The sequence below is a fragment of the Agrobacterium sp. rho-13.3 genome, from assembly GCF_033957765.2.
Classification (GTDB): Bacteria; Pseudomonadota; Alphaproteobacteria; order Rhizobiales; family Rhizobiaceae; genus Agrobacterium.
The window spans coordinates 1,178,054-1,190,841 of record NZ_CP192775.1; the positions used below are offsets into that span (position 1 = coordinate 1,178,054).

Here is a 12,788-nt window from a genome sequence, read left to right on the forward strand (position 1 = left end):
CCATATTCTCACGCCAGATCGCCAAGGGATTATCATGTCACGCAGCAAAAAGCAGAGCCGCGCGCCTAAATCTATGCGCAAATACGTTTTCGATAGCATCATTACCCGCGTCCTGCGGGAGCATCCGTTGTTTGCAGCAGGAGGCCCTGGTTTTTTGGTCCTCCTCACACCTGATGGATATTCACCATCCGACTACAGATCGTCCGTTATCGACCAACTTTATCAAGACGACAAGTTCTACAGGAGCGAGGACGTGGGCTGCATCCTCGTCTCTCTGACTGATAAGCCGTCAAAGTTTGATGACGAATATTCAGAGTGTTACAAGAGAGATCGTGTCATTGCTGTGGTTGAACGAGGCGTGACGTTGACCCCACTTATTCAACTGGCGACAGACCTCGTAATCAATATTCCCCCAATTGCTGCGGATGATCTTAAGGCAGCATGCAGAGCGGTGCTTCGCCTGACGATGTCTGACGAACAGGCCAATGCCGCCCTGACTTACCCACGTGAACACCTGTGGGCAGCGTTTCGTACAAGACGTTCCATCAGCGAATCCATGCGACGCCTCAAAGAGATTCCGGTCGCACAGGAAAATCCTGTGACGGAAACTCTGAAAAGAAAGCCAACGCCGGAAATCCTCGCACTCGCGGACATGTACGGTTACGGTTCCGCCAAGGAATGGGGCATCCAACTAGCAAATGACTTGGCCGACTGGCGAGCTGGCAAGATCGACTGGACTGATGTTGATAAGGCATCGTCCTCAGCGGACCTCCTGGTGTTGGCAAAAGCATTTTCGCCAGTGCGCTCGCAAAACAGTGCAAGGTAAATCTGGTCGCAGCATCGCTTGGAAGGTGGCAAAGCAAGGGCCATTTGGGAGACCTGTTAAAAGCGATGCGTGGTGATTTCGAACGCGCTCGTAAAGATGCTCCGTCTATTTTGTTCATCGACGAAATCGATTCCTTCGGCTCTAGAGAAGGCTTTACGCACGATCACAAAGATTACAGCGTTCAGGTCGTCAACGCGCTTCTCGAATGCCTGGATGGTCTCGATGGACGAGATGGCGTAGTGGTTGTCGGAGCGACAAACAATATTGATCGTATCGATCCAGCTATTATCCGCGCAGGTCGGCTCGACCGCCACGTTGAAATCCCATTGCCGTCGGCTCCAGATCGGATTGCGATCCTTACACAGTTGACGGATCACAGTATCGCAGTATCTGATCTCGTTAAGCTCGTCCCTGCAACACAGGGCATGACAGGAGCTGACTTGGCAAAAGCCGTTCGGGACGCTCGTCGCATTGCACGACGTGAAAAGCGCGGCCTGAGTTTGGGAGACTTGCAATCAGGACTTCCAGAGGTCGTCAGTATTTCTGGCGATTTCCGACGGTCGATTGCCATTCACGAGGCGGGTCACACAGTAGTCGGCACTGAGCTGGGTTACGGCACATACATGGGCACCGAGATTGCAAATTTCGCAAGGCTGGACTCGAAACACCAGAGAGGTGGGGCTGCTTTTTTCGATATCCCTCAGGTTGCTCGCCGAAATCAGCAATTCTATCTCAACTGTATCGCAGTGATGATGGCGGGGATGGCGGCAGAGCGCCTGATCTACGGAGACACGAGTGATGGTGCCGGTGCAGGCGAAAGCTCTGATCTAGCCGTAGCCACCCGTATCGCGACGATGATGGAAGCAAGGCTTGGCATGGGGATCAGCTTCCTGCATAGCCAGGCAGAGACGGATAGTGAACTCGAAAAGCTGAGGCACTCCGACCTTGATCTCAAGTGCCGTGTAGAGGGGGTCCTCGCAGACCAATTTGAACGAGCAACGACTATTTTGGAGGATAACAAATCGCTCCTCTTAGAGCTGTCAGAGGAACTCGATGCGGCTGGGCGGCTCTCACCAGACAGGGTGTACGAAATCAGAACCGGACTTATCAAAGCAAAACCGCAACGGCGACGGGCGAATTGACGTCTCAGTTCATATCAACTTGCCATATGTAGCGCTGGCGGGCATGGGGCTATCGTGCTGCTGTACCACTTGTCCAGTTGAGGGTCATATATCCCAGGGAGTGGATAGTACGTGTCAATGAGCAGGAAGTCTTTGATGTTAAAGGTCGCTATCGGAATGCCTTTGATTAAGGCTGCGGCTGCCAGATGCAAATCTTGGCCATGTCTAATCCGTTTCGCTTCGGGACGAGAAACAAGAAGGTTACGAAGTCTGGGGTCGGCAGACAATTTTCCCCACGTCTCGGCAATTTCTCTTCCAGTGTTCAATATCGGTATCCCCGACGAAAGAAGTTTCTGATACCATCCTGCCAATTGGGCGGCTTTTGTTGGATCGCGTGACTGCAGTTGCGTTATGCCCTGTTGAAACTCCATGATCGCGGCTGCTGGGATAAAAAGATTTGATGCTGTTTCAATAAACCGGATAACCTGTGGATGAGGCTTTACCCTGCTTGTTTCACTAATTACGCATGTATCAAGTATAAATCCCTTAGGCATCTAAATACACTCGTTTAGCAATGTCCTCACAGTCCGGAGTTGTGGTTAAAGTATAATTAATATGCACCATAACGAAATTCACGGGTGAAATCTTGATCGTAACTGGAAAAAATCATGACTGTAAACGACGGTTTCTCACGATCTGAGGGCAGCATCGCTGAAGGCGAGATCACCATCCCTGCTGATGGTGAACTGCGAGATTTCTTTGACCTCCTACGCAACAAAGGCGACGTCACCGTCAACGATGGCGCTGGCCGGTTTCTAATACAGATTTCTCTGGTGCACATTTCAGACGAAGCGCGCGCACTTCTGACGCGGGGTGGCCCAATCTCCGGTGACGGGTCTTAGGAGCGGGGCCTGAACACAGCGCGGCAAACGACTGATACCGCGTCGCTAAATAGCTCTCATATTCTCATCGAAACGCATTATTTTATCACCACGCTTCGTGGCCTCGCTCAGAATAAATCCGGTGACCTGATCATCCACAAAAACAGCAGCGGCGATGCGACCTCTAAGATATGAACCGGTGTCGAGCGCGATCCGATTTTGATTGATTTCAGGTAACTCGCTCTTCGTAATTGTGTGCCCGTGAACCACGATCTTTTCAGAGGCTCCCGAGTATTTCCAGCGATTCGAGAAAGTTTCTCGCGGAGGAGGGCTGCATCCTAAGTTGTAAAAAAAGAGCGATTGCGAGGACATGTGTTTGCTGCTCTATCAATTCCCGAATGATCTTTTTTTTCGCACGGTGCTTTTCGCAGAGAAGAAGTATGAGTGTCATCAATCTTACACAAACTGAAACCCTCGCCATTAAGTCAATTGATGAACGTCAATTGGACAAGCAAATTGACTTGGCGATGCGCGAAGAGAATCTCGAAGTTCTCCCCCGTGAGGTTTTACTAAAAGCGGGTGACCATATTGGAACGCAGTTGCGCTCATTCCAGGATGCATTGTCTCGATACAAACAAGCTAAATCAGCGCAAAACAGAGAAAACAAGTTCTCTGAGGTTCACCGTTACGGTCATCGTTTACTGTTCGCTGTCAGACAAATGAAGGATCGGGTAGAGACAGAGGAAAAGCAGCGACAGCTCTTCTACATAGATGACAACGTTTACCCGCCATTCCGCTTCACAAACGACCTCACAGCAACGGTTTCGTACCGGTGGCGAGAAAGGGGGGAAGACGAATGGATATTTGGACAGACTACTTTCAGACATAGGGTTACCCGCGATCACTCTTACCTCCTTACGAAGCCAAAGCGGAAGCTGAGTGCTGCCAAGCAGGCGCGATTAAATGAGAATGAATTGGTCTCCACGTGGGAAGGCATGGTGAGTACCATACTCTGCACATTGCGCGATTATTTTGGCGAAGGAGGAGATGGCAATGCGATACCCGAGAACTTTTTGCTCAAGGTGGATCGCTCTGGCCGATTGAACAACTTCAGTGCACGATTTTGGGATGATCAACACGTCAAAAAAAACGCACCCTCAGGTGAAGTGCAGTAGCTATCAGCTTCTTGCTAAATCTCGTTCATTTGCTTGTCGAAACGGCGTAGTTCACTCAAGCTTGCGGTGACTTGGCTGACAAAAAATCCGTTCAGTTCATCATCGACGAAAGTTGCAGCGGCGATTTTATGAGTTCGGTAGGACCCCACGTCCAGCGCTACGCGATTTTCATATATCTCGGGCAGGGTGCTTCCTGTGATCGTGTGTCCGTGCACTACGATCTTTTCCAAGACTTTGGTACTGTCCAGAAAACCTTTTCTGATCCACATCAGAACATGGTCGTCCTGTTCCGACAGAGGCACAGATGGGTCCACGCCAGCATGCGTGAAGAAATACCTTTCGGTTTGCAAATGAGAGCGCGCGTTTCTAAAGAGCGACATGTGTCGTGGATGTGATCTGTTGAAGTTCTTTCCAGAATCGATCAGATCGTCGGGATCAAGGCCGTAGGATTCAAGCGTCGTCTTTCCTCCTAAACACATCCAGGTGGCGGCTTCATCACGAGCAATCGACAGGTTGGACATACAGTCCATGTACATGTCGTGATTTCCACGAATGCACACTGAACCTGGGTACCGGTCCATGACATCGCAAACTAGATCGACAGCTTGTAGGGAATTCGGACCGCGATCAATGAGGTCGCCAAGAAACACGAAGCGGGTATTTTCCGGCTTAAATTCCTTACTGAGAGCAAGCAGGAGGAGTTCTAGCGTCTGCGTCATTCCGTGGATGTCGCCAATAGCTATCAAGTTCATTTCTGCCCCATAGAATTCCGGCGGATTGGTGTTGTCAGAGCCTTGTCCTGCGTGCTCAGGATTCAGGGTGGGTCACATCTCCATCTAACTGCGGAGAGGACGCTTGCGATAAAAGATCGTTTCTTTATCAACAACAATCCATTTTTAGTCTTTAAGGACCCAATGACCTGAAGTCCCAGGCCGTATAGAGAACCGCTCGGCGGGTGGTGTCGAACTTTTGAGAATTTGGTGGATATCCATCAGCAGCTCCTTCGCGTCTGAAACGTAGCTGTGACCGAGTTCCCAAAGATTGCCCTTCTCAACCTCGACCGTGTCCATGGCGTCCAGGAGGAATACGGGAGGTAGAAATCCGACACGTGCGAATTGGTGGATCACTGCAGAAAGCTGCACTGCTTTATCTTTTGAACAGATGTAAGATGTCGTCCGCCCGGAATTTCCAATTACGTGCGCGCCGACATTCCGCATAGTTTCCTGATCTACATCAGCAGCAGCGAATATCAAGTGGTTGAAGCGGCTGAGCTTTTCTGGATGTCTTAACCCGATAACTTCGAGTGCTGACGCGAGGCACCGACAGCCCATGCTGTGCGCGATGACATTTATTTTGTGCTCACCAGCGCGTTCGATGAAGTCAAGTAAGTAGGAAGCGAGGTGATATTTGCTAGACTCGACGGTTGATTCATCCGCCTGGTATGAGTGTATTCGATCTCGGGATGGCCAACTAAAAAGGTTTATCCCTCGCATCAAGCCCAGATCGTAGCCAATCTGGGCTGCCCAGAGTACGGCGCGCTCAAACCCAACATTATAGCCGTGAATGATCACGGTTGGAGGCGTTGCGTCGAACAACTCCGAGAAGTTCTGATGCACGAACTGCCAGTATAAATCGCCACTTAATTCATAAATTTGTCGAATCTTTAATCTGTCATCTCCTTTTAGTAAGCGTTTCCACAATGGCGAGCCAAGTGAGCCCACCTTGTGAGAAAGCGGGACGTGCACCTGACAAGCACCATAGTGCAGCTCATCATCACGCTCGTCACCGAAGATAAGCTGTCCGTAGTCTCGAATGACGATCCGGTTTGTGGCAAATGTGACAAGATAAGTTGGCTCCTTTTGCGAAGCACGCATCGTGTCAATTGCCTCTGTGTCAGGTGCAGCGGCACGGGATTTCAAACGATAGCTTTGCGCTAAGTTGAAATCAGGGAGTCGCTCCTCTTGAAAACCTCCATCAAGGAAACGCCATCGTGTTCCATCTGTGTCTTGATGTGGAAACGACTGAGCAATCACTTCTTTCGCGCCCAGTGTTCCTATAAAGGTTGCGTTTTCGAACGAAGCACCTTCAGCGACTGCCCCCCTCATATTTGCCTTGTTGAATTTCGCATGTGTGAAGCGACTTGAACTTAAATCGGCTTCAAAAAGATCAGCCCTCTCAAAGCGTGCTTTTGAAAAGTCTAAACCTTTTAATTTCGCACCACGAAGATTTGCATCAGCGAAATTAAAACGAGAAAAATCATCGTTTCCTAGATGTAAGGGAATTTCATCGAAAACTTGTTGAAAATCGAAGCCAGACAGATCGGGAGAAAACTTGATGAGCTTTCGTCGGCCATTCCATGCAGCACGTCCCTGTTTAAGCCACTCGATGTGATCACTATCGGCCATTCTGTACTCTTCTGTCGTCAGCAGCTTTGAAGAACTTGGGTCAGGTAGTGGCGTCTACCTGATAAAACCTAAGGGTTAGTTGCTTCGATTAATGAAAGGACGTTTCCATAAATCAATGTTGTGCAAAGCCAGTGTTGTCTCTTGCAGAGTAGGCCGGAGAGAATTACTTTTAGCTAAGGTGCCTATTAATGGATTACTTGCCTCATCCCGTACGAAATAGATTCCTCCCCGCAGTCGATCACACTCGTGCGGCTCAGATTTCCTCTGACGTTGAGACGCGTAGAAATTCTAGCATTGCTATCTTTTCCCGATTACCGGGAGAGAACATATGTTGTGATGACCAGTTGGATTGAATTCTTCAAGGCTAAGGGTCGAACGCTGAAGGCAAAGTTACTTCTTCAAGCGCTCAATGGCAGCTTTACTTGCAAGCTCGGCCTCTTCCGTTGCTCTAGCCGCTTTTATGGCCTTTCTGCTCTCTCCAGCAGCGATTTTCTGCTGACGAACTTCAGCCTTCTTGTCTAAGCGGTCAAGGTCGTCGAGTTTCTTGGATAGCCTTGTAAAAAGTGCTTTGGAAACTAGTTTTGGATTCCAAATTGGCGTTATCAGATTAGTAAATAAGGGACCCGATTTAGTTTTATCGTCGGTTGCATCAACAATTCGAATTGAATTATCCGCCATCACCAATAGATCAAAAAGCGGTCTACCTTTTGCGTCTTGATAGCGGTGCGGCTGCACATAAACGGCGTCCGTTTCTCTGTTCTGCTTCAGTCGATAGCCGTGCCTGCCATAGAAAGATACGACACTAAGCCAATTTTTATTGGTGAGATAATTGTGCTCGTACAATGACCCCGTCAAATTTTTTGCGGTGTCATTTTCATAAACTCTACCGAGGCGCGTTCTGATATGTGGGAATTCGGGGTCAGATTCAATTTCCTCGCGTACAAACCGCTTGAGGTCTACCATTTTGATTGATTGAGTATTGTATTTCGAAGTAAAGAAAGAAGATAAAACAAAATTTATTAAAAAAATAAAATTACTAAATAAGAATTTTATAGCATCTCTAATTCCGAAAAATATTTCGACTAATGCTTCACCAAATCCACGGCCGATTTGCCTACTAAAGACTGTGAATATGAATAGGCAAACAATAATAAAGATGACTAAAACGGGACTTGTATAGTGCATTGTAATCACCTTTGCAATTTTACAATCTCTGAATACATGTCATGATTGCATATTGCAACGATTTCTTTGAGTTCACACCAAGTCAAAGGTTCGAACAGTATATGTCCAACAGCGAATGCTCAAGGGTGAAAGTCGGTTAACTTCCTACTCCGCAGGTTCGACTCCATTATGACCTGCATGAGTTGGGGTGAAGGCAAACAATTCAGGGCAACATGGCGAAGCCCTTGTAACAAGCCGCCGTTGACTTCCTGAGTGACCTTCCGCAGCTGATCGAACGCATCTCGACAACCTGTCAGCCTTACGAGATTTGCCCTATTGGCCGGGATGGCATAGAGACCACCTACTCGGAAGGGACGGAGCTTTGGGTCTCAATCGCCAACGAGACCCGCAATGTACTTTAGTCGTTTATAGATGTCATTGGAAGTGCGTGGCTGGATTATCGCGAAAGCGCCCATCAGCGCAGCGTCTTTCGAAAAACTGACTCAGACTTTTCATTTTTGCTGAATGCAAAAGTCATATCGTCATCGTTCTCAACATAGCTTTTGGACTACCATGACGACACTTTTTGATCGACGCCTGTTATTAGTCCTTCTTACCGCCGCCTGCGCGTGCACGGCAGTGGGTATTGCCGGTCTGCATTTTAGCGTCATTCCGACTGCGAAATGGTTAGACACGGCAAGCGGGTTTTTCGCTTTGTCTGCTGTTTTTCAAGCCCGTTCGAGTGGATGGTTCAGCAGTGTGCTGGAATTTTATGGGAACGATGAGAAGTTCCCGTCGGGGCCCCCGTCACATATCACACGTGAGATAATTGATAATCCCGATAGGCCACTACGAACATGGGCGAGGAACATCTTGTTTTTCGAAACACACACCGCTCTTGTGCTCGGGATCATCAGCATCGTCGTGGCTATGATTGCCACATGGCTCTAACGGATGCCTGATGTGAGGAACTCAGGTCGTGTCGGATAAGTAAGATTCGGAATACGCGAATTCAGTCTTGATGAAGTGAAGTGCAAGCTTCCGAATGATGTCAGAGGCAGTAAAGAGCCGCCGCATTTCTTCCGCTCCGTCAAGGTCTGATGGCTGGTCCTTTGCCGCATGTGCTACAGCTACGCAGCAATTCGCATAGATGTAGGATGTGTGGGGAAAATTCGCGTGCCCACAGGGATTTAATTCCATCCCGAAATACACTGGGGAAAGTTGTTCGGGGGGCGCTGTTTCTTTTCATACTATGCAGTCACAGAGACACGAAAGCAAAAAAATACAAAGATTTCAACAGTGGACTTCCGCTAGGGAAATTCGTTAGGGGCCGCACCACGATTTTTGCCCCACCATTTTCTAACCCCCCTCAAAGTGTTCATTTCTTTTGCTTGGTAAGGTGTTCGTTGTGATCAACGTACACACGAATTTGCTTTCGTATCGTTCTTAGCCAGATTCCTCGGCGCGTTTCAGCTAGATCAGTTTCGGTGATAAATCAGCGGGAGGCGGCGCCTGCCTAAGATTTTGCCATTTCATGCCACCTACTTCTGACCCATCGTTTCAATTGGTCGCCATGTCGATTTCAAATGGTCGCATCTTGACTTTCAATTAGTCGGCAACGTAGTTTCAATTGGTCACTGAAAGGAATGTCGTTATGGCGCTTTATCCAAGACTCGTCGAGCAACGCGTTGCCGATGCCATGTCAGACACGAGAGTGATCATGATCGTCGGTCCCCGACAATCAGGAAAAACGACTTTGGCAAAGAAGATAGCAAACGAGGCCATGGAGTATTACACTCTGGACAATGCGACCACCCTGGACGCAGCCCGTCAGGATCCAGTCGGCTTCGTAAGACGTATAGATCGCGCCGTCATCGATGAAATTCAACGCGCCCCCGAGCTGTTGCTAGCAATCAAAGAAAGTGTGGATACCGACCAGCGCCCGGGACGTTTCCTCCTGACCGGTTCAGCTAATCTCATGACGCTGCCACGCGTGGCGGACTCGCTCGCAGGGCGCATGGAGGTCGTTCGACTGCTGCCGCTTGCGCAGAGCGAGATTAGAACCGCCGGCAGCAGTTTCCTGAGCGACGCCTTTCAAAATGAAGCAAAGGGTGGAGAACCCATCATCGGCGACGACTTGATGGCTGCGGTCCTTGCCGGTGGGTATCCCGAGGCATTGGGCCGCAAAACGTTGGGCCGCAAACACGACTGGTATGCGGATTATATCCAGGCGATCGTTCAACGCGACGTTCGCGATGTCGCCCAAATCGAGCAGATTGCGCAAATGCCGCGCTTGCTGCGCATCCTAGCTGAGCATTCGGGACAACTCGTGAACTACTCCGGAATTGGCGCCACCATGGGGATGAACCACGTCACAACCCAGAAATACGTCGGCATATTCGAGAGCCTGTTCCTCGCGCGAACCGTTCAACCTTGGTTTTCCAACAAACTGAAGCGCCTGACCAAGACCCCCAAAATACATTTTCTCGATTCTGGTCTTCTCGCATCTCTTCGTGACCTGTCTCTCGAGAGAATGCGCGACGACAGAGGGCAGTTCGGGGCGTTGCTGGAGACTTTCGTTTTTGGGGAGATCCTCAAACTCGCCAGCGCCGCACAAACACGATTTGAGTTTTCGCATTTTCGTGACAAGCAGCAGAATGAAGTCGATATTGTCATTGAAGACAGGCGAGGGCGGATTGTCGGTATCGAGATAAAAGCCGCAGCATCCGTCACAAATTCCGATTTCTCTGGATTGCGAATTTTGGCCGAAGCATGCGGAGAGCGCTTCGTATCAGGCATGGTCCTTTACGACCACCACAAGGTAATTCCATTCGGAGAACGCTTATCCGCGGTGCCAATCTCGGCGTTGTGGCATTAGGACCTAGGAACTCTCTCTAGGCTCCAGACGCGCGAGCGTTCTTGGAAGTCCGACGGCGACAAAAAATGGGGCTCAGGTTCAATTCCCTTCAGAGGTAGGTTCCTTCAATCCACCAAGCATGTTTCGGAAAACCAACAACCAAATAATCCATAAGCTGGCGTACTAACGGCGGCAGCACCGCCATATTCTGAGAACCTGGCACGACGTGCGCTTTTAACTGTTGGCTGCCCCTTCTAGGACTTCCCGTAGCCGATGCGGCCCCTGAAGGGCGAAACGCCAGAAGGCCTTGCAGGCCTGTACTATCCAGCATCCGAGTTCTTCATTCGGTCGGATGTGTCCCTCCGGATCGGCCAGATACTGCATGGTAAGGGTCTTATCGAAGACGCTACGACGACCTCCGGTCTGCCGGGCAGTTGGTTCTGGGGCAGCAACGTGCGGATGACGTCTACGAACAGCGCAAACCTCGGCTGGAAATTGACCCGAGGCGGAACCCTCGAAATGCTCGAAGCCCCAGAATGGGATGCTAAATTCATGCTGAGGATGCTTGGTCACCGGCGCTGAAGTTTGCCGCTATCGCAGCAAGGCAAGACGTCTACGGCGCAGGGACGCGGACACGACATCCGCGTCTTTCCCGGATCAGGGATTTGCCAACGGGCCGAAGTTGGCGTTCACATTGCCGATCGGGAGGCCGGAGCTAACCCACCATATGTGTACCGGAATCAAATCAGCATGGTCGAGGGTTCATGCCTTTCAAGAGCACCATCAGGGCAAAAGCTGCATTTACAGGCAGGGCAAATAGGGATATCATATGTCCGTAATTGCTGCCCGGATGTTCGCATGATTCTCAAAAGCCAAGTCGAGTGGGCACTGCACTGTTGTGCCATTCTCTCGGGCCTCCCCGAAGGCCGATACCTGTCAACAAAGGCCCTCGCCGAGCTCCATGGGCTTCCGAAGGAATACCTGTCGAAAGCTCTGCAAAGCTTGTCACAAGCGGACCTTGTTCACACCACGCTTGGCCCATCCGGTGGATACCGCCTTGCCAAGACAGCAAATGAGCTGACTTTTCTCGACGTGGTTGAGGCAGTCGAGGGCAGGGGTCGGACGTTTGTCTGCCAGAACATCCGAGCCAACAATCCATGCCGTCCGAAAGGGTTTTGCGAAAGTGGTCCTTGCGCCATTGCTCGCATCATGTGGGAAGCCGACGATGCCTGGCGCTCCGCCCTTCGAAAGGTGACGTTCGCGGATCTCGGTAACATTCTGCAAAAGGAAATTACCCCAGAAATCTGGTCCGGGACCTTCGAGTGGGTTCTCAAGCGCGCCGGATAAACTCAGGTGGGAGCCTTTTTCCCCGGTGAATTTCCGGCAATCCCAAGGTAGCTCTGCGCAGGCATCGCCAATGACAGGCCGTGAGCCAAACAGTGCTGATGGACCGTTTCGATGACCTCGTTGCGCGCCGGTGTGCGGGCTGCGGGAGCCGTGACCCGGAACTGAAGCTCTACATCGATTGCGATCGCGTCGATGCCTTTGAGTGCGATGATGGGAGCCGGTGACTGGACAATGCACTGACACGTTTGCAACGCCGCCTTCAAGATTGCCTCGGCCTCGGCCGGGCGACTGTCGGACGTGATGCGGATCGGCAGGATAACGAGATGGCTTTCGTCAGGTTTGGTAAGGTTGGTCAGGCCGATTTTGGCAAGTGTGCTGTTGGGAAGCACAACGAGATTGTTGGCTGGTGTCAGCACCTGCGTCGATCGCCAGTTGTTTTGGACAACGCGCCCTTCGGTTCCATCGGCAAGCAGAATCCAGTCTCCGATCGAAAAAGGCCGTCCGAGCGTCAGTGCGATCCCGGAAAACAGGTCGCCGAGTGTGTTCTGCAATGCCAGTCCCAAAATGATCGCCACGACACCGGACGTGGCAACCAAGGTGCCGATTGGGGCGCCGAACACAAAACCAACAATCGAGAGGGTCACCCCGAGGTAAACCCCGGCCACGATAAGGTCCTGGATCAGCCGCGCTTCCTGTGGGCGGCGATCGAGGACGATGTAAAGACGGATGAAGCCAATGGTCGCCCAGGCAAGATGAACCCACCACAGGACGCGAGCCGCAGTGCCCATATAGACAGCAAACCCGTCGGTTTCGCCGGCGATCACGCGGTGCGGCGGAATGCCGCTCACAATCAACGCCGCTGTCATGGAGGTAAAGAACAGGATCTGGACGATAAGGCGGGCCGTCGGCCTCTGCCGTCCCTGTAGATGCCACACGAGAATCCCAAAAAGGCCAAGAAGATCGACGGTCAGAAAGGCTGGCATCATCGAATTGTAAGCCATCATGGAACCCT

Annotated in this window: 13 protein-coding genes; 7 read left to right on the plus strand and 6 right to left on the minus strand. The window is 50.7% G+C overall.

From position 1 onward, the window contains the following. Positions 1–34: 34 nt before the first annotated feature. Both RMR16_RS20295 and RMR16_RS20300 read left to right on the plus strand, forming a co-directional pair. Complete coding sequence (locus RMR16_RS20295; RefSeq protein ID WP_320197425.1) at positions 35–826, plus strand: hypothetical protein; 792 nt, start codon at positions 35–37, stop codon at positions 824–826. Continuing rightward, positions 790–1,968: an AAA family ATPase gene (locus tag RMR16_RS20300; RefSeq protein WP_320197981.1), complete on the plus strand. Its 1,179-nt coding sequence runs from the start codon at positions 790–792 to the stop codon at positions 1,966–1,968. Before RMR16_RS20295 ends, RMR16_RS20300 begins: the two co-directional genes overlap by 37 nt. A 14-nt stretch (positions 1,969–1,982) precedes the next feature. Here the strand turns inward: RMR16_RS20300 and RMR16_RS20305 are convergent, their stop codons facing one another. Beyond that, complete coding sequence (locus RMR16_RS20305) at positions 1,983–2,501, minus strand: PIN domain-containing protein (protein WP_320197426.1); 519 nt, start codon at positions 2,499–2,501, stop codon at positions 1,983–1,985. Positions 2,502–2,615: 114 nt separating this feature from the next. Here RMR16_RS20305 and RMR16_RS20310 point away from each other — a divergent pair, with 114 nt between their 5' ends. Next, positions 2,616–2,849, plus strand: a complete 234-nt coding sequence (locus tag RMR16_RS20310; protein ID WP_320197427.1) for a hypothetical protein — start codon at positions 2,616–2,618, stop codon at positions 2,847–2,849. Positions 2,850–2,894: 45 nt separating this feature from the next. Here RMR16_RS20310 and RMR16_RS20315 read toward each other — a convergent pair whose 3' ends face one another. Beyond that, positions 2,895–3,200 carry a hypothetical protein gene (locus RMR16_RS20315; protein WP_320197428.1) on the minus strand — a complete coding sequence of 102 codons (306 nt, stop codon included), beginning with the start codon at positions 3,198–3,200 and terminating at the stop codon, positions 2,895–2,897. Positions 3,201–3,268: 68 nt separating this feature from the next. Between RMR16_RS20315 and RMR16_RS20320 the strand changes: the two genes are divergently transcribed. Then, positions 3,269–4,003: a hypothetical protein gene (locus tag RMR16_RS20320; protein WP_320197429.1), complete on the plus strand. Its 735-nt coding sequence runs from the start codon at positions 3,269–3,271 to the stop codon at positions 4,001–4,003. A 14-nt stretch (positions 4,004–4,017) separates the two neighbouring features. Here RMR16_RS20320 and RMR16_RS20325 read toward each other — a convergent pair whose 3' ends face one another. From RMR16_RS20325 to RMR16_RS20335, 3 genes are all read right to left on the minus strand, one after another. After that, entirely contained in the window at positions 4,018–4,755 is a 738-nt protein-coding gene (locus tag RMR16_RS20325) for a metallophosphoesterase (RefSeq protein WP_320197430.1), read from the minus strand. Positions 4,756–4,899: 144 nt separating this feature from the next. Further along, positions 4,900–6,408 (minus strand): alpha/beta hydrolase, encoded by a 1,509-nt coding sequence (locus tag RMR16_RS20330; protein ID WP_320197431.1) that lies wholly within the window; start codon positions 6,406–6,408, stop codon positions 4,900–4,902. A 390-nt stretch (positions 6,409–6,798) separates the two neighbouring features. Beyond that, a complete protein-coding gene (locus RMR16_RS20335; protein WP_320197432.1) occupies positions 6,799–7,593 on the minus strand; it encodes a hypothetical protein in 795 nt (264 codons plus the stop codon). 1,633 nt (positions 7,594–9,226) lie between these two features. Here RMR16_RS20335 and RMR16_RS20340 point away from each other — a divergent pair. The 3 genes from RMR16_RS20340 to RMR16_RS20350 all read left to right on the plus strand — a co-directional run bounded on the left by RMR16_RS20340 (position 9,227) and on the right by RMR16_RS20350 (position 11,776). After that, complete coding sequence (locus RMR16_RS20340; protein WP_320197433.1) at positions 9,227–10,450, plus strand: ATP-binding protein; 1,224 nt, start codon at positions 9,227–9,229, stop codon at positions 10,448–10,450. Positions 10,451–10,702: 252 nt separating this feature from the next. Beyond that, positions 10,703–11,011, plus strand: coding sequence for a hypothetical protein (locus tag RMR16_RS20345; protein ID WP_320197434.1), 309 nt, complete (start codon positions 10,703–10,705; stop codon positions 11,009–11,011). Positions 11,012–11,287: 276 nt separating this feature from the next. After that, a complete protein-coding gene (locus RMR16_RS20350) occupies positions 11,288–11,776 on the plus strand; it encodes an RrF2 family transcriptional regulator (protein ID WP_320197435.1) in 489 nt (162 codons plus the stop codon). A gap of 2 nt (positions 11,777–11,778) precedes the next feature. Here RMR16_RS20350 and RMR16_RS20355 read toward each other — a convergent pair whose 3' ends face one another. After that, positions 11,779–12,780 carry a mechanosensitive ion channel family protein gene (locus tag RMR16_RS20355; protein WP_320197436.1) on the minus strand — a complete coding sequence of 334 codons (1,002 nt, stop codon included), beginning with the start codon at positions 12,778–12,780 and terminating at the stop codon, positions 11,779–11,781. Between the last annotated feature and the right edge of the window lie 8 nt (positions 12,781–12,788).

What these genes read in the sequence shown, in the direction of transcription:
- RMR16_RS20295 (WP_320197425.1), top strand. Translation starts at nt 35, where the DNA reads ATGTCACGCAGCAAAAAGCAGAGCCGCGCGCCTAAATCTATGCGCAAA.
- RMR16_RS20305 (WP_320197426.1), bottom strand. Translation starts at nt 2,501, where the DNA reads ATGCCTAAGGGATTTATACTTGATACATGCGTAATTAGTGAAACAAGC.
- RMR16_RS20310 (WP_320197427.1), top strand. Translation starts at nt 2,616, where the DNA reads ATGACTGTAAACGACGGTTTCTCACGATCTGAGGGCAGCATCGCTGAA.
- RMR16_RS20315 (WP_320197428.1), bottom strand. Translation starts at nt 3,200, where the DNA reads ATGTCCTCGCAATCGCTCTTTTTTTACAACTTAGGATGCAGCCCTCCT.
- RMR16_RS20320 (WP_320197429.1), top strand. Translation starts at nt 3,269, where the DNA reads ATGAGTGTCATCAATCTTACACAAACTGAAACCCTCGCCATTAAGTCA.
- RMR16_RS20325 (WP_320197430.1), bottom strand. Translation starts at nt 4,755, where the DNA reads ATGAACTTGATAGCTATTGGCGACATCCACGGAATGACGCAGACGCTA.
- RMR16_RS20330 (WP_320197431.1), bottom strand. Translation starts at nt 6,408, where the DNA reads ATGGCCGATAGTGATCACATCGAGTGGCTTAAACAGGGACGTGCTGCA.
- RMR16_RS20335 (WP_320197432.1), bottom strand. Translation starts at nt 7,593, where the DNA reads ATGCACTATACAAGTCCCGTTTTAGTCATCTTTATTATTGTTTGCCTA.
- RMR16_RS20340 (WP_320197433.1), top strand. Translation starts at nt 9,227, where the DNA reads ATGGCGCTTTATCCAAGACTCGTCGAGCAACGCGTTGCCGATGCCATG.
- RMR16_RS20345 (WP_320197434.1), top strand. Translation starts at nt 10,703, where the DNA reads ATGCGGCCCCTGAAGGGCGAAACGCCAGAAGGCCTTGCAGGCCTGTAC.
- RMR16_RS20350 (WP_320197435.1), top strand. Translation starts at nt 11,288, where the DNA reads ATGATTCTCAAAAGCCAAGTCGAGTGGGCACTGCACTGTTGTGCCATT.
- RMR16_RS20355 (WP_320197436.1), bottom strand. Translation starts at nt 12,780, where the DNA reads ATGATGGCTTACAATTCGATGATGCCAGCCTTTCTGACCGTCGATCTT.